Annotated in this window: 15 protein-coding genes and 1 pseudogene; 7 read left to right on the top strand and 9 right to left on the bottom strand. The window is 66.5% G+C overall.

Annotation, left to right across the window (positions count from 1 at the left end; all coding sequences use genetic code 11):
- The first annotated feature begins 105 nt into the window (after positions 1-105).
- The gene (locus QZZ29_RS00435) at positions 106-333 is read left to right on the top strand and encodes a hypothetical protein (protein WP_291380512.1); all 228 of its coding nucleotides are present in this window, start codon (positions 106-108) and stop codon (positions 331-333) included.
- Position 334: 1 nt separating this feature from the next.
- On the opposite strand, the gene QZZ29_RS00430 is transcribed toward QZZ29_RS00435, so the two are convergent.
- From QZZ29_RS00430 to QZZ29_RS00415, 4 genes are all read right to left on the bottom strand, one after another.
- Positions 335-2,071 carry an ABC transporter ATP-binding protein gene (locus tag QZZ29_RS00430; RefSeq protein ID WP_291380514.1) on the bottom strand — a complete coding sequence of 579 codons (1,737 nt, stop codon included), beginning with the start codon at positions 2,069-2,071 and terminating at the stop codon, positions 335-337.
- 11 nt (positions 2,072-2,082) lie between these two features.
- Positions 2,083-3,027, bottom strand: a complete 945-nt coding sequence (locus QZZ29_RS00425) for an ABC transporter permease (RefSeq protein WP_291380511.1) — start codon at positions 3,025-3,027, stop codon at positions 2,083-2,085.
- Complete coding sequence (locus tag QZZ29_RS00420; protein WP_291380510.1) at positions 3,020-3,946, bottom strand: ABC transporter permease; 927 nt, start codon at positions 3,944-3,946, stop codon at positions 3,020-3,022. The genes QZZ29_RS00425 and QZZ29_RS00420 overlap by 8 nt, the downstream gene beginning before the upstream one ends.
- 165 nt (positions 3,947-4,111) lie before the next feature.
- Complete coding sequence (locus QZZ29_RS00415) at positions 4,112-5,755, bottom strand: ABC transporter substrate-binding protein (RefSeq protein WP_291380509.1); 1,644 nt, start codon at positions 5,753-5,755, stop codon at positions 4,112-4,114.
- 265 nt (positions 5,756-6,020) lie between these two features.
- Here QZZ29_RS00415 and rmuC point away from each other — a divergent pair, with 265 nt between their 5' ends.
- Together rmuC and pulA are read left to right on the top strand one after the other, a co-directional pair.
- Positions 6,021-7,406 carry a DNA recombination protein RmuC gene (gene rmuC, locus QZZ29_RS00410; RefSeq protein WP_291380507.1) on the top strand — a complete coding sequence of 462 codons (1,386 nt, stop codon included), beginning with the start codon at positions 6,021-6,023 and terminating at the stop codon, positions 7,404-7,406.
- A 261-nt stretch (positions 7,407-7,667) separates the two neighbouring features.
- Entirely contained in the window at positions 7,668-13,475 is a 5,808-nt protein-coding gene (gene pulA, locus QZZ29_RS00405; protein ID WP_291380505.1) for a pullulanase-type alpha-1,6-glucosidase, read from the top strand.
- A gap of 183 nt (positions 13,476-13,658) precedes the next feature.
- Here pulA and QZZ29_RS00400 read toward each other — a convergent pair whose 3' ends face one another.
- Positions 13,659-14,642 carry a 4-hydroxy-3-methylbut-2-enyl diphosphate reductase gene (locus QZZ29_RS00400; RefSeq protein ID WP_291380503.1) on the bottom strand — a complete coding sequence of 328 codons (984 nt, stop codon included), beginning with the start codon at positions 14,640-14,642 and terminating at the stop codon, positions 13,659-13,661.
- Between the two features lie 30 nt (positions 14,643-14,672).
- Here QZZ29_RS00400 and xseA point away from each other — a divergent pair, with 30 nt between their 5' ends.
- From xseA to QZZ29_RS00385, 3 genes are all read left to right on the top strand, one after another.
- Positions 14,673-15,962, top strand: coding sequence for an exodeoxyribonuclease VII large subunit (xseA, locus tag QZZ29_RS00395; RefSeq protein ID WP_291380501.1), 1,290 nt, complete (start codon positions 14,673-14,675; stop codon positions 15,960-15,962).
- 74 nt (positions 15,963-16,036) lie between these two features.
- Positions 16,037-16,255 carry an exodeoxyribonuclease VII small subunit gene (locus QZZ29_RS00390; RefSeq protein ID WP_366478752.1) on the top strand — a complete coding sequence of 73 codons (219 nt, stop codon included), beginning with the start codon at positions 16,037-16,039 and terminating at the stop codon, positions 16,253-16,255.
- Complete coding sequence (locus tag QZZ29_RS00385; RefSeq protein ID WP_291380499.1) at positions 16,245-17,171, top strand: carbohydrate kinase; 927 nt, start codon at positions 16,245-16,247, stop codon at positions 17,169-17,171. Before QZZ29_RS00390 ends, QZZ29_RS00385 begins: the two co-directional genes overlap by 11 nt.
- A 9-nt stretch (positions 17,172-17,180) precedes the next feature.
- Here the strand turns inward: QZZ29_RS00385 and QZZ29_RS00380 are convergent, their stop codons facing one another.
- Positions 17,181-17,570 carry a hypothetical protein gene (locus QZZ29_RS00380; protein ID WP_291380497.1) on the bottom strand — a complete coding sequence of 130 codons (390 nt, stop codon included), beginning with the start codon at positions 17,568-17,570 and terminating at the stop codon, positions 17,181-17,183.
- 208 nt (positions 17,571-17,778) lie between these two features.
- On the opposite strand from QZZ29_RS00380, the gene QZZ29_RS00375 reads away from it, so the two are divergent.
- Positions 17,779-19,164, top strand: a complete 1,386-nt coding sequence (locus QZZ29_RS00375; protein ID WP_291380495.1) for a class II fumarate hydratase — start codon at positions 17,779-17,781, stop codon at positions 19,162-19,164.
- 33 nt (positions 19,165-19,197) lie between these two features.
- On the opposite strand, the gene QZZ29_RS00370 is transcribed toward QZZ29_RS00375, so the two are convergent.
- The 3 genes and pseudogenes from QZZ29_RS00370 to QZZ29_RS00360 all read right to left on the bottom strand — a co-directional run.
- Positions 19,198-20,358, bottom strand: coding sequence for a ferrochelatase (locus QZZ29_RS00370; RefSeq protein WP_291380493.1), 1,161 nt, complete (start codon positions 20,356-20,358; stop codon positions 19,198-19,200).
- Entirely contained in the window at positions 20,355-21,029 is a 675-nt protein-coding gene (hemQ, locus tag QZZ29_RS00365) for a hydrogen peroxide-dependent heme synthase (RefSeq protein ID WP_291380491.1), read from the bottom strand. Before hemQ ends, QZZ29_RS00370 begins: the two co-directional genes overlap by 4 nt.
- Positions 21,026-21,682, bottom strand: a pseudogene (locus QZZ29_RS00360) (protoporphyrinogen oxidase); the annotation flags it as partial. The pseudogene QZZ29_RS00360 and the gene hemQ, both read right to left, overlap by 4 nt.

Raw genomic sequence — 21,682 nt, 5'->3', positions numbered from 1 at the left:
GGGCAGTCCGACGATGCCGATAGTAAGAGCCACGGGGAGCAAGTCTAGCGGCGCTCGCCCCGACCCATCCTCGCGCGCCAACCGACTGAGGCGTACCGTGACGCTATGGCATTCGAAGAGGCCTTCAACCCGGGGATGGCGCGCGCCCGCGAGGAACTTGAGCGCGAGTCGATCTTGCCCGCGCCGCCGCCGGTCACGGGCTCGCCACTCGCTAAGAACGAGACGCCTGGCATCACGGTTCCCGATGCTGGAGAATTGGCGCCGTTCGCCCCGCCGTCAGGGCGTCGCGCCCACAGCCGCGACGCGAAGGGCTGGCAGTCCAGGAACTCTTGAGCTAGGACGCGAACTCGATGCCTGCGCCCGGAATCGCCTCAAGGAGGCGCTGCGTGTACGGCACCCGGGCGTTCTCGAAGATTTCCTCGGTGGTGCCCGTCTCGACGATCTTGCCGTTCTCCATGACCGCGACCTCGTCGGCCACCACGCGCACCACGGCAAGGTCGTGGGTGATGAACAGGTAGGTCAGGTTCAGTTCCTCTTGGAGATCTGCGAGCAACTGCAGCACTTGCGCCTGCACCAGCACGTCGAGAGCGGAAACCGCCTCATCGAGCACCACCACGTCGGGCTTGAGTGCGAGCGCCCGCGCAATCGCGACGCGTTGCCGCTGCCCTCCAGACAGTTCGTTGGGGTACCGGTGCGCAAGTGCGGTGGGAAGCGCCACTTGATCGAGAAGTTCCTCGACACGGGCCTGCCGCTCAGCATGGTCACCTACCCGGTGAACCCTGAGGGGCTCCGCGATAATGGCGCCAATCGAGCGTTGCGGGTCGAGCGAAGCGTAAGGGTCCTGAAAGACGACCTGCATCTGGCGGCGGAGCTTGAACAAGTCGCTGTTCGAAATACCCTTCATCGCGGTGCCATCTATCGTGACGTCTCCGGATGTCGGTCGCTCGAGGCCGAGCACCAAGCGCGCGACGGTCGACTTTCCGGAACCTGACTCACCCACGAGCGCAAGGGTCTTGCCCTTGCGGATATCGAAAGATATGCCGTCGACCGCGTGCAGTGGCTCGGACTTGAAGCCCCCGCGACGGATCGAGTAGGTCTTGCGCAGGTCCCTTACCGACACGGCGATCGGGGCCTTCTTGAGATCGGCCTCGGCTTTCTCGCGCCGTGTTGCGAGCTTGAGCATGTCGGGGACGTCGTCGTCGCCCAGCTCCGTGACGACCGATGAATGAATACGGCGCGACGCGAGTGATGGAGCGGCCGCGATGAGCCGCTTGGTGTAGGGGTGCTGCGGATGCTGAACGATCTCGAGGCTTGAACCCGACTCAACAATCTTGCCCTGGTGCATCACGATCAGTTTCGATGCGCGCTCGGCAGCGAGACCAAGATCGTGCGTGATGAACAGCACGGCCGTGTTGTTCTCGCGCGTCAACTTCGCAAGATGGTCAAGGATCACCTTCTGGATGGTCACGTCCAGCGCCGACGTCGGCTCATCTGCGATCAGGAGGCGCGGTTGCGCGGCGAGGCCAATACCGATGAGCACACGCTGGCGCATGCCCCCGGAGAACTGGTGCGGAAATTGCTTCATCCGTCGAGCAGCGTCGCCGAGGCCTGCCTGCTGCAGCACCTCGACCGCCTTGGCCTCGACATCCTTGCGACCCGAGGCCACACCGTTGGCGCGGATCGCCTCGCGGACCTGGAAACCGATGGACCACACGGGGTTCAGGTTCGACATCGGGTCCTGAGGAACGTAGCCGATGACCCCGCCACGCACAGCGGCCATCTGGCGCTCGCTGCTGCCCGTGATATCAGTGCCGTCGACCAGGACTCGGCCACCTGAAATTCGACCGTTGCTTGCAAGCAATTTGATCAGCGCGGTCGCCGTCGTCGATTTGCCCGACCCTGACTCGCCGACGATCGCGACCGTTTCGCCAGGGAAGATATCGAAAGACACACCCCGTACCGCCTCGACGTCGCCCATGCCGGTCACGAAGGTCACCTCGAGATCCTCGACGCTGACGAGCGGCGTGTTGGGGTCGACAGGCACGTCGGTCGCGGGGATGATCTCCACCATGTGGTATTCGCTCACCGGTTGGCCCTCGCCTTCGGGTCAAGTGCATCGCGGATCAGTTCACCGAGCATGATGAAGGCGAGCACGGTGACGGTCAGCGCAAGGGACGGCCAGAACAACGCCATCGGGGCCACCCGAATCGAGGTCTGGGCCTGAGCGATGTCGTTGCCCCACGACATGGTCGACGGGGGAAGCCCGATTCCGAGGAACGACAGCGTCGCCTCCGCAGTGATCGCGGCACCAAGAGCGATCGTGAGGTACACGATGACTGGAGTCAGCGAGTTGGGCAGCACGTGTCGCAGCAGCGTAGAGAACTTCGACCTGCCGACGGCCTCGGAGGCCATCACGTATTCGAGGTTCTTCACCTGTAGCACCTCAGCCCTCAAAATGCGTGCGAGCGACGCCCACGCGAACCCACCAATCGCGAGAGCGATCACGAACACGTTGCGGTGCTGAGACAGGACGGACATCACCACCACTGCGGCCAGGAAATACGGGATCGCGAAGAAGATGTCGCCCACACGGGACAATAGTGAGTCGATCCAGCCTCCGTAATACGCGGCGAGAGCCCCCATCGGGATGCCGATCACAGCCGTGATCATCACCACGAAGATTCCCACCGATAGCGAGGTACTTGCGCCGAACACCATGCGCGAGTAGACGTCGCAACCCTGGAGCGTAAAACCGAGCGGGTGTCCCGCCTCAGGTCCCCCGTTCGAGTTGGCCAGCAGGCAATTGTTGTTCGGCGGGACGTCGGTGAACAGATTGGGGAACAGTGCCGCGGTGCTGACGACGAGGACGATCGCGACAGAAATGTAGAACAGCGGCCTGCGGCGCAAATCGCGCCACGCATCAATCCACAGGTTTGACTTGCGGTCGCCCAATTTGACGCGGTCAACCTCGTTGGAGTCCGCCGGATCGACGGGTGCAACGTAGTGCTCGACGGGGCGATTAGACATATCGGATCCTTGGGTCGAGGACGGCGTAGAGCAAGTCCACCAGAATATTCACGAGGACATAGAGAATCGTGAGGACGGTCACGAAAGACACCACCGTGGCGTTCTCCCCCAGACGGATAGCGTCGAACAGCACCTTGCCCACCCCAGGAATATTGAAGATCCCTTCGGTCACCGTGGTGCCTGCGAGCAGTCCGCCAAAACTCGCGGCGGTGTTGGTGATCACCGGAATGAGAGAGTTCCGTGCGATGTGAACGGGAATAATCCTGCGGCGGGTGAGGCCCTTAGCTGAGGCGGTGCGGACGTATTCAGCAGACTGCGCCTCAATCACCGAACCTCGCATGAGTCTCATCCCGGTGACAAATATCGTGAGCGCAATGACGATTGCAGGGAGCAGCATTGCTCCCCACGTCGCATTCGCCCCTACGGTCACGGGCGCCCATGCGAGCTTGATCCCGATGAAGTACTGGGCCACGAACAGCGCGACGAACGGCGGGACTGAACTCAGCACAAGTGCCGTGACGAGGTTGACGTTGTCGAGGATTCCTCCCTTGCGGAGGCCTGAGATCAAGCCGACCACCACCGCGAGCACAAACTCGATCACGACCGCCATCAGCACGAGCTTCATCGTGATGGGCAATGCCCGCGACAGGATCTCGCTCACCTCTCGACCCGAGAAGGTCACGCCCAGGTCCCCGGTGAAGAGGTTCCCGAGGTAGAGGAAGTACTGCACGATGAACGGCCTGTCGAGGTTGTACTGGGCCGTGACCTGCGCGAGCACCGCAGGGTTGGGGGTCTTGTCACCAAAAAGCGCCAACACCGGGTCCCCGGGCATGGAAAAGACCATGAAGTAGATCAGGAACGTGGTTCCAAAGAACACAGGGACAGACTGCAGAAGGCGGCGCCCCACGTACATCAGCATTGGCTTACCCCGTGGATGTCGGTTGGCATGAGCATGTGAAAAACGATCATACTGTGCCACGTTGCGCGCACTGGCACACCGCAAGCGATGCGGGATGAGCGCACTCGCCTGACCTGAAACGCGAAACGGCCCGCCCCATGGAGATGGGGCGGGCCGTTTCAGCGATTACTTCTTGGTGATCTCGTAGAACAGCGGCACGGAGTGCCAGTCGAACACCACGTTTTCCACCGTGTCGGCGTATCCGCCGGTCACGTTGGAGTACCACAGCGGGATGGCCGGGAGGTCCTTGAAGAGGACCTCCTGAGCCTTCTGGAACGTCGCGGCTGCCTCGGCGGTGTCGGTCATACCCGAACCCTCCTTCAGCAGTGCGTCGAACTCAGCCGACGAGTAGTCGCCGTCGTTCGAGCCAGCACCCGTGCCATAGATCGGCCCAAGGAAGTTGAACAGCGACGGGTAGTCCGCCTGCCAACCGGTACGGAACGCGGAGTCAATCGTGCGATCCGTGATGACCGAACGGAACTCGGCGAAGGTCGGGTAAGGGCTACCCTCTGCTTCAATACCGAGCGCGTTCTTGATCGAGTTGATCACAGCGTTGACCCACACATCGTGGCCACCGTCAGCGTTGTAAGCGATCTTGAAGGTGCCTTCCCACGGGCTAATGGCATCGGCCTCAGCCCACAGCTGCGCCGCCTTTTCGGGGTTGTAATCCAGGACCTCTGAACCGGGGACCGAGTCGGACCAGCCGCCGATCACCGGCGACGTGAAGTCGCTGGCCGGGGTGCGGGTTCCGTCATAGATGACGTCGGTGATCTCGGCACGGTTGATTGCCATCGACAAAGCCTGACGACGGAGGTTGCCCTCTTCGCCAGAGAAGTGCGGAAGACGACCCGGGATCGTGAAGGACTGGAAGATGGCCGCCGGCTGGTTCACCGCGCGGTCGCCAAGGTCCGTCCGGAACGTCTGGATAGCGGAACCTGGGATTCCATCAATGACGTCCACGTTGCCTGCGAGCAGGTCAGCGTAGGCCGCATCCTGAGTTGCGTAGAAGATGATCTTCAGTCCGTCGTTCTGTGCCACCCGGTCACCCTGGTAGTCAGGGTTCTTCGCGAGCTCGATCTGAACGTCGTGCTGCCAGTCCGCGGGGTCCGCGAGCATGTAGATGCCGTTACCGACCGGGTTCTGACCGAACGCATCAATGTCGTCGAAGAACACGTCGGGCAGCGGGTAGAAGGCCGAGTATCCCAGCGAAAGCGGGAAGTCTGCCTGCGGCTGGACCAACGTGATCGTGAACGTCAGGTCGTCGACCACCGTGAGGCCGGACATCTCGGGAACGGACTCGTCCCAGCTGAAGCCCTCGATCGGCTCAAAGAAGTAGCTGTTGAGCGAGATATCCGCATTCGCGAGGTCTGCTCCCCAGTTCCAGGCGTCCACAAAGTTGTGAGCCTGCACGGGAGTGCCGTCCGTGAACGTCCACCCGTCCTTGAGCGTTACCGTGAAGGTCTGTGCGTCATCGGTCGTAATCGATTCGGCAACTTCGTTGTGGGATACGCCGTCGCCGTCGTAGTAGACGAGGCCGGCGAAGATCGCGTCAATAATCTTGCCGCCACCGGTCTCGTTCGTGGCCGAGGGGATCAGCGGGTTCTGCGGCTCCGAGCCGTTCGTCGAGATGATCGCGGTGCCGTCGGTGGTGCCACCGCCGGTTGAAGTTGCTGTCGCTTCGTCGGGCGTGCTGTTTGACGAGCACGCGGCCAGGGCCAGTGTCGCTGCTGCTGCCAGCGCGATGCCCTTACCAATAGTGCCGAGCTGCATACTCGGACTCCTTTCTTGACTCATGACACGCTTCGCTCCCGAGTGGGAAAGACGAATGCGCACACGAAGATGCGCGAGGAGTTTCCTCGCGTTGCCTAAATGATAGGGAACAGCAGGTAACAAACACGTTACGCCCACGCATCGATTCCGATATGGAACCGGTGCGTTGTGTGACGTAGGTCATACTTTGAGCCTGGAGGACCCGCCTGCACCTGCCGCGACCAAGAGTACTCGTGATGTCACTGCCCCATGCCACAGTGTGTCCATGGAGTATTGGATCACCGCCATCGCCACCATCGCCGGAGTCGTCATCGGCTTTCTGGTGGGCGCTTTGCGCACAGCGTCTGCCACGCGCGACGCCGACGCCCGTGTTGCGCAGGCCCGTTCCGCACTCGATGTCGAGCGGTCGCGGGCCGCGGACCTGGAGCGCCGGATCACGGAGGCGACCCAGGCGGCGCACCAGCGTGAGGCGGCCCTCAACGAGGCGCACGAGAAGTACGTACTTCAGATTCGAGGCGACCAGGAGACCCTGCGCCGAGAGTTTCAGTCGCTGTCAGCGGAGACTCTCAAGGCCAGTCAGGAGCAACTTCTCGCAGTAGCCCAGGAGCGGCTCACGCGCGAGCGACAGGTCGCTGACGCGGAACTCGCCAAGCGGGAGGAATCGGTCAAGACCATGGTCGAGCCCATCGCCAAGGCGCTCGCAGAGGTGCAGAAGCAGACGACCGAGACGGACAAGAATCGCGCCGAGGGTCAGGCCGCGCTCGCTCAGCAGGTGCGCCAGATGCTGGACGCCTCCGAGAAACTCGACAAGAAGACGTCGGACTTCATCAACACCTTGCGCAGGTCCGACGTCCGCGGCAACTGGGGTGAGGTGCAATTGCGGCGCGTGGTCGAGCTGTCCGGCATGGTCAATCACGTCGACTTTGAGGAGCAGGAAAACGTCAAGGACGCAGAGGGCAAGAACCTCCGACCCGACATGACGGTCAAGCTCGCGGGCGGCCGCACCATCGTGGTCGACTCCAAGGTGGCGCTCTCGGCGCTCCTCGAGGCCTTCGAGACGGACGACGAGGCGGTCCGCGCGGAGCGACTCCTCGCCCATGCGCGCCACGTCAAGAAGCACGTGGACGACCTGTCCTCCAAGAGGTACTGGGACATGTTCGACTCGGCTCCCGAATTCGTGGTGATGTTCGTCCCGTCGGAGGCCTTCTACCAGAGCGCCCTCGAGCAGGACCCGGGGCTCCAGGAGTACGCGTTCGCCAAGCGCGTCGTGATCGCCACTCCCACGACACTTGTGGCCATGCTGCGCACGGTTGCCCACGCATGGAAGGAGGACACCCTCGCCAAGAACGCGCAACAGGTCCTCGCCACCGGCAAGGAGTTGTATGACCGCCTCATCACGATGGGCGGGCACCTCGCGCGCGTCGGCAAGGCGCTCGACAGCGCGGGAAAGGCCTACAACGCCACCGTCGCATCGATGGAATCAAGGGTGCTGGTGAGCGCCAGGAAGTTCGGCGAGATGCAGGAGATCACCGCGACGATCGAGGAGTCGGTGCCCGTGCACCTCGACATTCGCCAGATCGCCGCCCCGGAGCTCGAGGCCGACTCCGGTTCTGACGTCGAGCTCGACGAATCACCCTCCGGGGGCCGCTAAAGCGCTGCCGCCCGCCCCCTCCCGGCGACGCGAGCAGCGCAATCCACGCAATCCACGCAAGCCACGCGATCGACGCGATCGACGTTCGCAACCGTTCGATACGAAACGGTTTCGCCAGGCGGATCGTGGCGGTCTCTGTTACGTTGGCCTTAATGTAAGCGCTTGCTTCGACCTTTGGTCCCTTTTGACCGATTTCTCAGGTAGCGCAGCGTTCACCATAATGCGGGCGGCCAGCCCACGGATTGCGATGAAGGAATCCTCATGTCTCAGAAGACACGTGCACTGACAGCTCTGCTATCCGGGGTCGGACTGATGGTGGGCCTCGGCCTCGCGGTCCCGCTCGCCACTCCCGCCCGCGCGGCCGAAGCGACAGTCGCCCTCGTCGGCAACCTCCAGAGCGAGCTCGGCTGCCCCGGCGACTGGCAGCCGGAGTGCGCTGCCACCGAGCTCCTGCCCACCGGCACCGCCGGTCGCTACGCCGCTGAGTTTCTGGTCCCTGCGGGAAGCTGGGAGTACAAGGCCGCGCTGAACGACACTTGGGACGTCGCGTGGGGTCGGGAAGGGGGCACCGACAACGCCCCGCTCACGATCGCGGGCGACACGTTGTTGCGCTTCACCTACGACGACGCCACGCACCTCATCGGCGTCGCACCCGTCGACCTCACCGGCGGATACACGGCCGCCGACGACGCCCTCGTCAGTTCCCCCGTGCGCGAGGCGGGCGACGGGCAGCAGTTTTACTTCGTCATGACGGACCGCTTCGCCAATGGCGACCCCACCAACGACGCCGGAGGACTCACCGGCGACCGCCTCGTCACTGGCCTCGACCCCACCGACAAGGGTTTCTACCACGGTGGTGACCTCGCCGGCCTCAACAGCAAGCTCGACTACATCGACGGCCTCGGGACGACGGCGATCTGGCTCACGCCGTCCTTCCTCAACAAGCCGGTGCAGGGCACAGGGGCCGACGTCTCTGCCGGATACCACGGGTACTGGATCACCGACTTCACCCAGATCGACCCCCACCTGGGGACCAACGCCGAGCTCGAGGCCCTCATCGCCGACGCTCACGACCGCGGCATCAAGGTCTACTTCGACATCATCACCAACCACACCGCCGACGTCATCGACTACACGGGCGGCGCCTACGACTACGTCAGCCAGGCGGACCGGCCCTACACCGACGCGTCCGGCACGGCGTTCGACCCGGGTGACTACGCGGGCACCGGCAGCTTCCCCGCGCTCGACGCGGCGACGTCGTTCCCGTACGTTCCCGTCGCGGACCCCGCCGAGGCAACCGTCAAGGTCCCGGCCTGGCTCAACGACGTGACCAAGTACCACAACCGCGGGAACTCGACCTACTCGGGCGAGTCCACCACCTACGGCGACTTCTCCGGCCTCGACGACCTCATGACCGAGGACCCGACGGTGGTCCAGGGCTTCGTCGACGTCTACGACGCCTGGGTCGACCTCGGCATCGACGGCTTCCGGATCGACACGGCCAAGCACGTGAACTTCGAGTTCTGGCAGACCTTCACCACCGCGGTCAAGGCGCATGCGGCCTCCCTCGGCAACGACGACTTCTTCATGTTCGGCGAGGTCTACGACGCCGACGCGACCAAGACGTCACCGTACGTGCGCGACTCCGACATGAGCTCGGTGCTGGACTTCTCGTTCCAGTCGGCGGCGACCACCTTCGCCAGGGGTTTCGACCCCGATGTGCTCTCAACCCTGTTCGCCTCCGACGACTGGTACACGACCGATCACTCCAGTTCAACGGCACTCCCGACGTTCCTGGGCAACCATGACATGGGCAGAGTCGGGCACCTCGTACGGGACGACCCGGACGGGCTCGCCCGCTCGGAGCTCGCGCACAGCCTGATGTTCTTCTCGCGCGGCCAGCCCGTCGTGTACTACGGCGACGAGCAGGGCTTCGAGGGTGACGGCTCGCTCGGCGGGACCGACAAGGACGCCCGTCAGGACATGTTCGCGACCCAGGTCGACGAGTACGCGAACCAGCTGCTGCTCACCGGCGAGACGGCCGGCTCGCAGGACCGGTTCGACGCGACGGCACCGATCTACCAACACATCGCCGCCCTCTCGGCGCTGCGGGCGGCGACGCCTGCGCTCGTCGACGGTGCGCAGATCGAGCGGCCGGTCTCCGGCGCGGCCTCGGTCTACGCCTTCTCCCGCGTGCTGCCGAGCGACAAGGTCGAGCACCTCGCCGCGCTGAACAACGCCACCTCCGGCGCGAGCGTCGAGATCACCTCGCTGACTCCCGGCGCGACGTTCACCCCGATCTACGGAGGCGGCGCCGCCGTCACCGCCGACTCCGCGGGCGTCGTCTCGCTCGCGGTGCCCGCGCTGTCCGCCGTGGTCATGGTCGCCGACGGACCGGTCGCTCCCGCCGCCTCGCTCGACGTGGCTCTCGCGCTGCCGACCCCCGGAGCGGAGCTCACCGGCTCCACCCCCGTGGCCGCGACAACCCCGGACGTCTGGCAGCAGACCTCCTTCGCCTACCGCGTCGTCGGCGATACGGACTGGACGCCGCTAGGGACTGCGGAGAGCGCCAGCCCCCGGGTCTTCGCCGACGTCACGGACCTCGCCGACGGCACCCTCGTGGAGTACCGCGCCGTGACCACGGATGCCGCCGGCGCCCGCGCCGCCGCCTCGACCTACGGATCGGTGGGGTTCGCGGTCGACGGAGCCGTCGCGGTCGAGCCGCCGCCGGACGAACTCGGTGGCCTCCAGGTCACCGCACCCGGCAGCTATCAAAGCGAAGCCGGCTGCCCAGGAGACTGGGACCCTGCCTGCACCACCACGACGCTCACCTACCAGGGCAACGGCCTCTATGCGGGGACGTTCCCGGTGGCCGCTGGCGACTACGAGTACAAGATCGCGATCGGCGGCACGTGGGACGTCAACTACGGTGCCGGCGGCGCCCCTGGTGGTGCGAACGTCAGTTTCTCGCTCGCAGCGGCCGGAAACGTCACCTTCGTCTTCGACGAGGTGAGCCATGCCTTCACCTCGAGCGCTCAGGGCCCCCTGCTCACCGTTCCCGGCAGTCACCAGAGCGAGATCGGCTGCCCTGGGGACTGGGATCCCGCCTGCCTGGCCACCGTCCTGCTCGACGGTGACGGGGACGGGATCGCGACGTTCACCGCGACGATCCCTGCAGGCTCCTACGAGGCGAAGGTCGCCCACGGGCTGACCTGGGCCGAGAACTACGGCGCCGGCGGCACCCTGGGCGGCGCGAACATCCCGTTCACCGCGCCCGGCGGCAAGCCGGTGACCTTCAACTACGAGATCGCGACGCACCTGCTGACGATCGAGGTCACCGATCCCCCGCTCGCGGGCCTGGGGACCGCGCAGGCGCACTGGATCGACGCGACGACGCTCGCCTGGCCGGCGACCCTCGTCCCTGCCGGTGCCGACCCGGCGGAACTGACCTGGGCACTGCACCATGTGCCCGACGCCTCTCTCGGGGTCGCCGATGGTGCCGTCTCCGGCGGGGAACAGGTCGCGCTGACGTACGACCCGGCCGGGCTCACTGCGGAGCAGACCGCCCGATTCCCCGCGCTCGCGGGATACCTGGCGCTCCACCTGGACGCAGCGTCCGCCGACGTCGAGCAGTGGCTCACCGGCGAGCTCCTGGTCACACAGTCAGATGGTGACGCACTCACCGCCGCCACTGGGGTGCAGATTCCCGGCGTGCTCGACGCTCTTTACGCCGCGGATGCCACCCAAGGCACGATGGGGGCTACCTGGAGTCGGGGGCGGCCGACGCTGAGGGTCTGGGCCCCCACGGCCCAGGATGTAACCCTGCTGCTGTGGATGGACTCCGACACCTCGGTCCCACCCGAGCGGGTGGCCATGACCAGGAATGCGGACGGCACGTGGAGTGTCTCGGGACCACGGACGTGGAAGGACGCCGCCTACCTCTACGAGGTGACGGTCTACGCGCCCAGCACCGACGCCGTCGAGGTCAACCGAGTGACCGACCCCGCATCCGTCGCCCTCACGATGAACTCGGCCCACTCGGTGCTCATCGACCTGGACGACCCAAGGCTGGCACCGCAGTTGTGGCGCATCTCCAAGCAGCCCGTTGTCGACCCGGTCGACCAGACCATCTACGAGCTGCATGTGCGCGACTTCTCGATCAACGACCAGACGGTCCCCACCGCCCTGCAAGGCACCTACCTCGCCTTCGCCCAGCCGCGGAGCGACGGCCGCACGCACCTGCGCGACCTCGCCGACGCGGGCCTGACGACCGTGCACCTGCTACCCACGTTCGACATCGCGTCCATCGAGGAGGACCGCACGGCCCAGGCCACACCGCCGTGCGACCTGGCATCGTTCGCGCCTGACTCGACCGAACAGCAGGCCTGCATCCAGCAGATCGCCGATGCCGATGGCTTCAATTGGGGCTACGACCCTCTGCACTGGACCACGCCGGAGGGTTCGTACGCCGTGCACCCCGACGGCGCCTCACGCACCATCGAGTTCCGCACCATGGTGGGCGCACTGCACTCAGATGGGCTGCAGGTGGTGCTCGACCAGGTGTTCAACCACACCGCGGCGAGCGGCCAAGATGACCAGTCGATTCTCGACCGCGTGGTGCCTGGCTACTACCACCGACTCAACGCCGTCGGTTCCGTCGAGACGTCCACGTGCTGCCAGAACATCGCCACCGAACACGCCATGGCGGAGCGGCTGATGGTCGACTCTGTGGTCACCTGGGCGAAGGAGTACAAGATTGACGGCTTCCGCTTCGACCTCATGGGCCACCACAGCGTCGAGTCGATGCAGGCGGTGAGGGATGCGCTCGATTCGCTCACCATGCGCCACGACGGTGTCGACGGCTCGAAGGTCTACCTGTACGGCGAGGGCTGGAACTTCGGCGAGGTGGCGAACAACGCCCTGTTCACCCAGGCGACCCAGGGCCAGCTCGGCGGCACGGGGATCGGCACCTTCAGTGACCGACTCCGTGACGCCGTCCGCGGTGGAGGTCCGTTCGACGAGGATCCGCGGATCCAGGGCTTCGGCTCTGGCGCCTACACCGACTCCAACGGGGCGGCGGTCAACGGTGACAGTGCGCAGCAGCTCGCCACCCTCAGGCACGACGAGGACCTGATCAAGCTGGGCATGGCGGGCAACCTGAGGGGCTTCTCCTTCGAGACCTCCGACGGCACCGTGCGCACGGGTGCGCAGATCGACTACAACGGTCAGCCAGCGGGCTACGCGGACTCACCGGAGGAGGTCATCACGTACGTCGACGCACACGACAACGAGACGCTCTTCGATGCGCTGACCCTCAAGTTGCCGCAAAGCACCTCGATGGACGACCGCGTGCGCATGAACACCCTCTCGCTGGCCACCACGGCGCTATCCCAGACGCCATCGTTCTGGCACGCGGGGGCCGACATGCTCCGTAGCAAGTCGCTGGACCGCAACTCCTACAACTCCGGCGACTGGTTCAACACACTCGACTTCAGCGGGCAGACGAACGGCTTCGCCCACGGTCTTCCGCAAGCGGCGGACAACGAGGCGAAATGGCCGTACCAGCAGCCGCTGCTGGCCGACGCCTCCCTCATCCCGACGCCGTCGGACATCGAGAAGGCGAACGAGGCCGCAGAGGAACTGCTGCGCCTCAGGTCGTCGACGGACCTCTTCCGGCTTGGCTCCGCGGAGCTCATCGAGCAGAAGGTGTCGTTCCCGAACGGCGGACCGGAGGCCACTCCCGGGGTCATCGTCATGCACATCGACGACACCGTCGGCCGCGACGTGGACCGCACACTCGACGGCGTTCTTGTAGTCCTCAACGCCTCGGACGAGGACGTGTCGATCGCGGTCGATGGTCTGACAGGAGCACGGTATGCGCTGTCAGACGTCCAGGCCCGGGGCAGTGACGACGTGGTCCGACAGACCACGTGGGACCGGGCGACAGGAACCGTGACGGTGCCAGCGCGCACCGCTGCTGTGCTCGTCGACGACCAGCAAAGCGGGCACCATGAGTGGGGCGGGAGCCCGTGGTGGGGAGGGACTCCCTGGTGGGCGGTCCGGGTCTAGTCGGGGGAATGCGGTTCACATCACCACCACCGCAACGGCGCGATGGAACGTGGCGGGATAGCGCTCGGGGACGGCGCACCGGCTTTGGCCGCGGGCCCGCGCGAACTCGATGCCAATGCAGATGCCAAGCCCGATGCCCTCAAGGACTGGTCGCGCTCCGCACTGTGCACTCCTGGTGTTGCGCTAAGCCTTCATCGCGTTGGCCGCCTCGCGCTGCTTGAGATCGGCGCGGATCTCACGCGGCAGGGAAAACATCAGGTCCTCGGTGGCCGTGCGCACCTCTTCCACCGTCTCGTAACCCCTGCCGGCCAGAGCATCGAGTACGTCGCGCACAAGAATCTCGGGCACCGACGCCCCGGAGGTCACGCCCACCGTCGTGACGCCGTCGAACCATTCGTCGTGCACCTCGCGGGCCCGGTCAATGCGGTACGAGGCGTCGGCGCCCGACTGCAGTGCCACCTCCACGAGTCGCACCGAGTTGGACGAGTTCGCGGAACCCACCACGATCATGAGCTCGACCTGGGGGGCGATCTTCTTCACCGCGACCTGGCGGTTCTGGGTGGCATAGCAGATGTCGTCGCTCGGCGGGTCCTGAAGTTCGGGGAACTTGGCACGCAGGCGGCGCACCGTCTCCATCGTCTCGTCCACGGACAGGGTGGTTTGCGACAGCCACACCACGTTGCTCGGGTCCGGCACCTCGAGACCGTCGACGTCGTCGGGCGAGTTCACGACGATCGTGTGCTCGGGGGCCTCCCCCGCCGTGCCCTCGACCTCCTCGTGGCCAGTGTGGCCGATCAGCAGAATCGTCTGGTTGTCGCGCGCGAAGCGCACGGCCTCCTTGTGCACCTTGGTCACCAAGGGGCAGGTCGCATCGATCGTGGTCAACTGTCGCGCCGCAGCCGCATCGCGCACCGCAGGCGACACTCCGTGAGCGGAGAACACGACGCGGGCTCCCTCGGGGACCTCGTCGGTTTCGGACACAAAGATCGCGCCGCGCTCGGTCAGGGTTTCGACCACGTACTTGTTGTGAACGATCTCCTTGCGCACATAGATCGGGGCGCCGTGCAGCTCGAGCGCCTTCTCGACCGCAATGACGGCCCTGTCGACCCCTGCGCAATACCCGCGCGGAGCGGCAAGGAGAACTTTCTTGGTGCTACTGGGAGGCATGTACTCAATCCTACGTGGGAGGCTGGGACGGTGGCCGACGCTCATGAGGACAACGAACACTCACCGCGCATCCTTCCCGACGCCTCAGCATCCCTTGCCGCGACGGCGGCCGACACGAGCGCGGAGCGGCCGTGGCCGGTCCGGCACCTCAGCCCCAAGATCGGCGAATACGTCTCGCGCATGAGTCCCGTCTGGGTCGAGGGCCAGGTGCTGAACGTCAAGCGTTGGCGCCACCTCGTGTTTCTCACCTTGCGCGACACGGACGAGCAGATGTCGCTCAAAGCCACCCTTCCTGCCGCCGAAGTCGACGCCATGGGGGCCGCCCTCGAGGACGGAGCGCGCGTGGTCATCCACGCCAAGCCCCAGTGGTGGATGCGTGGCGGCGACCTCCAGATGGTGGGCGACGAGGTCCGCTCCGTGGGCCTGGGCGACCTGCTCGCCCGCATCGAGGCGCTCAAGGTCGCCCTGGCCGCCGAGGGCCTGTTCTCCGCAGACCGCAAGGTCTCCCTGCCGGTGATTCCCCGTCGCATCGGGCTGGTGGTGGCTACTCAGGGCGACGCGGAGCACGACGTCGTCACCAACGCGACGGACCGCTGGCCGGCCGCGAGGTTCGAGATCCGCCGGGTCACCGTGCAGGGTCCGCGGGCCGTCGCCGATGTCGTCGCGGCGCTCCAAGAACTTGATGCCATGGATGAGGTCGACGTGATCGTGGTTGCGCGTGGCGGCGGGTCGCTCGAGGATCTGCTTCCCTTCAGTGACGAGAAGCTGGTGCGCGCCGCGGCCGAAGTGGTCACGCCCTTGGTCAGCGCGATCGGCCACGAGATGGACAGCCCGCTGCTCGATGTGGTGGCCGACTACCGGGCGTCGACACCCACCGACGCCGGCAAACGCGTGGTGCCCGATGCCGCAGCCGAAGCGGACCGCCTCGAGGGAGCCCGGGCACTGATGGTGGCGGCGCTGTCGACCCGAGTCCGCAGGGAACGCGAACGGGTGGCGGACCTGCGAGCGCGACCGGTCATCGCGCAGCCCATACGCATGCTCGAACCGCACCGCGACAAGCTTCACCATGCGCGCGCGAACCTGCGCACGGTCACCCTCAGCGCCGTGGCGCGGGCGCGGGGCGAGTTCGCGTCGGCCGCCGCGTCGCTACGCGCGCTCAGCCCCCAGTCGACTCTCGACCGGGGCTACGCGGTGGTCCGCGACGCGTCCGGGGCCGTCATCACATCGCCGGCAGACGTTGCGGTGGACGACGAGCTCTCGGTGCGCGTCGCAGCGGGCAGTCTCACGGCACGCGTCACCGACGTCGCGCCCGCCGACTGAGGCGGAGCCCCGCGCCGCGCGCAGGGGCCAGCGTTGTTCTGCTTGCGCCGCATCACTCGCGCTACCGTAGGCGGGTGACCACATCCACGCCCCCGGCAGACAAGATGACCTACGAGCAGGCGCGCGACGAACTGATCGACATCGTGGCACGCCTCGAGGCAGGAGCAGCCACCCTCGACGAGTCGATGACTCTGTGGGAGCGCGGTGAAGCGCTCGCACGCCGCTGCGAGAGCCTGCTCGCCGGGGCCGAGGACACCATTGCCAAAGCCGCCGGAGACAGCGATGACACATAGCCATGCCCTCATCGTCGGCGAGGCGCTCGTCGACGTCGTCGTGAGGCCCGACGGCTCATCCGCCACCCATCCGGGCGGCTCCCCCGCCAACGTGGCGCTGGGCCTGGGCAGGCTGGGCCGAGACGTGGAGTTGCTGACGGCGCTGGGAGACGACGCGCACGGCAACTTGGTGCGCGCGCATCTCGAGAAGTCCCACGTTCACCTGGCGGGCGGCACGCCCGCAGCAAAGACCTCGGTCGCGACCGCACACCTCGACGCTCACGGCGTCGCGACGTATGACTTCGACCTCACCTGGTCGCTCGCGCCAGACGCGGTCACTCGGCCACACCCCCTCGTGGTGCACACCGGCTCGATCGCCGCTGTGCTCGAACCCGGCGGAACCGAGGTGGAGGGCGTCCTGCGTCAGGCTCGCGCGACGTCAACCCTCACGTACGACCCGAACGCGAGGCCGACGCTCATGGGCGATGTGCGCGCGGCGCTGGCACGCATCGAGACCTTCGTGGGGCTTGCCGACGTGGTGAAGGTCTCCGACGAGGACCTCGAGTGGCTGATGCCGGGCGTCGACCCCATCGACGCGGCCCGGCAGTGGGCCGCAGCGGGAACGGCGCTCGTGGTGGTGACTCGAGGAGGCGAAGGCTCGGTGGCCATCGCATCGGGCGCCGTGATCGAGGTGCCCTCCATGCGCGTCGACGTGGTCGACACGGTAGGAGCCGGAGATTCCTACATGGGTGGCCTGATCGATGGCCTGTGGTCCGCAGGCCTCCTCGGCGGTCAGCGTCGTGAGGACTTGGCGAGCGCCCCCGCATCGGTGATCACCGCGGTCTTAGAGCGGTGCGCGCGGATCGCGGCGATCACCGTCTCGCGAGCCGGCGCAAATCCGCCATCGTCCGAAGAACTCGAGGCCACGGGCGCCTGACGGGTGCGGCTACCGCGTGCTGGCGAGCCGTTGTTGGGCGACGGTGCGCACGCTCTTCTTGCCGTAGTTGAGCAATCGGCGCAGGGTCGCGTCCGGGGTGGCCGGGTTAGACGCGAGCGCCAGGGCGACGTCGCTGTCCCTGTCTCCAACGAGCATGCCCTGAACGGATTCTGCACGGGCCACGGCCGCGTTGGCAGCCAGAGCGCGGCGCACCTTCGCCTTCGGATCCTGGGCTAGCAGGATCAGCGCGCCGATGGGCGCGTCGGGGCGCGCAGCGACGCCCTCGCGGATCGAGACGTCGCGGGACGAGGCAAGGTTGATCAACTCGAGGGCCGACGCCTCCTCGCCCTGTTGAATGGCGGCAAGCAGCCGGTGTGGTGGGACGTCGATCAACGCCATGGAACCCCCTGGTTCGTTGTGCGAAGGCACGTGATGAGTTCGCTCCCTCACCGCCACGGCTGCCACCCCGGAGTCGACGACCGTGACACGGCAGAAGCCTGGTGGTGGGGTCGCCCTCGACGGTGGTGACTGGTAAGCCGTGGTCAGTCTACCGGCGAGCGCGCGACCTTTTCCCCGCGCGCTTGCCTCGGCTGACACAATGTGGTCCATGACCTTCCGCATTGAGCACGACACGATGGGCGAGGTGCGCGTGCCCGCCAACGCCCTGTATTCAGCCCAGACGCAACGCGCCGTCGACAACTTCCCGATCTCGGGGATCACGCTCACACGACGCCACATCGAAGCGCTGGCTCGCGTCAAGAAGGCCGCGGCACGCGCCAACGCCGAACTCGGGGTGCTCGACGCGGACATTGCCGCGGCCATCGTGACGGCGGCCGATGCCGTCGCCGCGGGGCACCACGACGGCGAGTTTCCGGTGGACGTCTTCCAGACCGGATCGGGCACCAGCTCCAACATGAACACGAACGAGGTGTTGGCCACGCTCGCCACGCGCGCGCTCGGCGCCGACGTACACCCCAACGATCACGTCAACGCCTCGCAGTCCTCCAACGACGTGTTCCCCACGTCTGTGCACGTGGCCGCCACGTCGGCACTGATCAACGACCTCGTTCCCGCGCTCGACCACCTAGCCACCGCGCTCGAATCCAAGGCGAGCGAATTTGCGGACGTGGTGAAGTCCGGCCGGACGCACCTCATGGACGCGACGCCCGTGACGCTCGGGCAGGAGTTCGGCGGGTATGCGGCGGCCGTGCGACTCGGCATCGAACGGCTTCAGGCCGCGCTCCCCCGCCTCGCGGAGGTGCCGCTCGGCGGCACCGCCGTCGGCACGGGCATCAACACCCCTCAGGGCTTCCCGCAACGCGTCATCGCGCTCCTGGCGGAGGACTCGGGCCTACCCATCACGGAGGCCCGCAATCACTTCGAGGCACAGTCCGCCCGCGACGGGCTGGTGGAGGTCTCGGGGGCCATGCGCACCGTCGCCGTGAGCCTCACCAAGATCTGCAACGACCTGCGCTGGATGGGCTCCGGACCCAACACCGGGCTGGGCGAGATCTCCCTGCCGGACCTGCAGCCCGGCTCGTCGATCATGCCGGGCAAGGTCAATCCGGTGGTTCCGGAGGCGGTGCTGATGGTGTGCGCCCGGGTGGTGGGCAACGATGCCACGGTCGCGTGGGCCGGTGCGTCGGGCGCGTTTGAGCTCAACGTCCAGATCCCGGTGATGGCGCTCGGCGTCCTTGAATCGATGAACCTGCTGGCGAATTCCACGCGCGTGCTTGCGGACCGGACCGTATCCGGCATCACCGCCAACGTGGAACGCGCCCGCTTCCTTGCCGAGGCCTCCCCCAGCATCGTCACGCCGCTCAACCGCGTCATCGGCTACGAAAACGCCGCGAAGATCGCGAAGCATGCGGTCAAACACGGCATGACCGTCCGTGAATCCGTCGAAGCATTGGGCTTTGTGGAGCGTGGAGAGATATCCGCACCACAACTCGACGCCCTGCTCGACGTCACCACCATGACGGGCGAGCACTAGCCCCGCGTCGCGCGCGGGGCGGGTGGCCCCCGGCTAGCCTTCCGCCGACGCGATCGTGGGCTTGGCCGCCCGACCCAGGCAGCAGTCGACTGGGCACACGTCTTGCCACGGGCCGATGCCGGTGAGGGATGCGCGCGCGAGCGGCTGGCCGCCGTCGGCGACGTGACGCTCCTGCACCAAGTCAATGAGCCCGGCCACAAAACGCGGGTCCACGCCCACCGTCGGCACGCGAACGGCGGCGAGCCCGCGACCCTCGCACGTCTCGAGGGCCTCGGTGTCGAGATCCCATGCGACCTCCATGTGGTCGCTGACAAATCCCAGGGGAGAGATCACCAGACCACTGACGTCGGTCGGCAACGCCTCGATCGCGAGATTGATGTCCGGCTCCAGCCACGGCACGCTGGGATCGCCGGACCTCGACTGGTAGACGAGCGACCAGTCGACTCCGGGGAACTCGTCGGCGACGGCGTCCATGACGAGCGCGGCGACCGCTTGCTGCTGTGCGGCGTACCAGCCGCCCCAGGTAGGCACGGGGGTGCCGTCGGGCAACGTCTCGCGCGGGCCCGACGCGTCGGCCGCAGCCGACGGAATTGAATGGGTCGCAAACATCACGTGCGGCTTGGCGGCATTGCCGTCGGCCGCGAGGGCACGCAGCCCACCGCACACGGCGTCGATGTTGGGCTTCACAAAGCCGGGGTGATCGAAGTACTGGCGCACCTTGTCGAGCACCAGTTCGCGCTCAAGCCCCGCCTCGGACAGCGCCGACGCAAGATCCTCGCGGTATGCGCGACAGCCGGAGTAGCTCGAGAAGGCGGTGGTGAGCAGCACCAGAACGCGGCGGTGGCCGTCGGCGTGGAGTTCCTTCAGCGCGTCCGTGAAGTACGGCGCCCAAAAGCGGTTGCCCCAATACACCGGCAGGTTCAACCCACGTTCCGCCACTTCCCCTTCGAGGGCGGTCTTGAGCGCGCGGTTCTGTTCGTTGATGGGGCTGATGCCGCCAAAGTGGCGATAGTGGTGGGCAACCTCTTCGAGGCGCTCGTCCGGCACTCCGCGGCCGCGCGTGACGTTGCGCAGGTACGGTATGACGTCGTCCTGGCCCTCGGGCCCGCCGAATCCTGCCAGCAGGATGCAGTCGTAGGTGGCGGGCGCGACGGTGCGAGAGGCTGCGGCGAGTACCGGCATCGCGTCGCTCATGCGGCCAGTACCTCCACCGCCTCAGCCGTCGTGACGCGCCTGCCCGTATAGAAGGGCAGCTCGTCGCGCACGTGCAGACGTGCCTGGGTGTACCGCAGGTCGCGCATCATGTCCACGAGGTCGGTGACCTCGTCGGCCTCCATGGGCAGCAGCCATTCGTAGTCGCCCAAGGCGAAGGCCGCGACCGTGTTCGCGACGACTCCCTTGAACTTTGCGCCAGCAATACCGTGCTCCCGCAGCATCTGTGAGCGCTCCTCTTCCGGGAGCAGGTACCACTCGTAGGAGCGCACAAAGGGGTAGACCGTCAGCCAGTCGCGAGCGCGCTCCCCTCGCAGGAAGCCGGGAATATGGGCCTTGTTGAACTCGGCGGCGCGGTGCACGCCCGCGGCCGACCACGTCAACGTGGTGTCGGCGAGCAACGTCGTGGAACGCAATTCGCGCAACGCGAGCTGCAGGTCCTCGAGCTGCGGGCCGTGCAACCACAGCATGATGGCGCCGTCCGCGCGCAGGCCGGACACGTCGTACATGCCGCGCAGGGTGACGTCCTGGTCGGCCAGGTCCGCCACGGCGGCGTCGGTCTGCTCGACAATCTCGGCGAGCTCTTCGTCGGGTGCGTCAAGGAAGCCGTCAAGAACGGAGAACAGGGTGAAGCCTTCGGGTTGATCAGTCATGGGGTAAGTCTCTCCCCGCCGGACCGTCTGGAGAAATCGGCGACCGCATCGGCGCCCACAATCGCCGCAAGGCCGCTCAATCCTGCCGCCGAGCCGACCAGGTGAACGCCCGGCAGCGGCTGCGTGTCCGTCACGGCTGCGGGAGTCGCATCGGGCCACTCAACCTGCGCCATGCCGCGCACGCGGCTGTCCGAAAGTTTCACGCCGAGAAGCCGCGAAGCATCCGCCACCGCATGCGAGCGGACGTCCTCGCCCCGCGTCACGGCGTACGAGAGCCTGACCACGTGGTGCCCCTGGGGCAGGGACGATGCGAGCCACGGCCACTTGGCGGTCGCGTGCGTGAGCGCCTTGGCACGCGTCACCCCGGGCCGCACAAGAACGCCCGTGCCGCGCGGCGCCCCGTCGAGTTCAGGTGCGTCCAGCACCATGACCACGATGGCCACGTACCGTGCGTCCTCGGTCCGGCCATCCAGTAGCGCCGCCACGCGATGACGCGGAACGGCGACCACCACACCGTCGGCGTCGATGGGCCCGGTGCTCGTGTCAAGCCGCCAACCCTCGCCGTGCGCGCCAAGACCCCTGACCGCCACGCCGGTGCGCAGCGCCGCGCCCCGTTGAGCCGCTTCGGCGGCCACGGCCGCCGCGAGCGTGGC

Source organism: Demequina sp. (assembly GCF_016278765.1).
Classification (GTDB): Bacteria; Actinomycetota; Actinomycetes; order Actinomycetales; family Demequinaceae; genus Demequina.
Note: the sequence above shows the minus strand (reverse complement) of the source record. Positions and strands in the feature narration are given on the sequence as shown.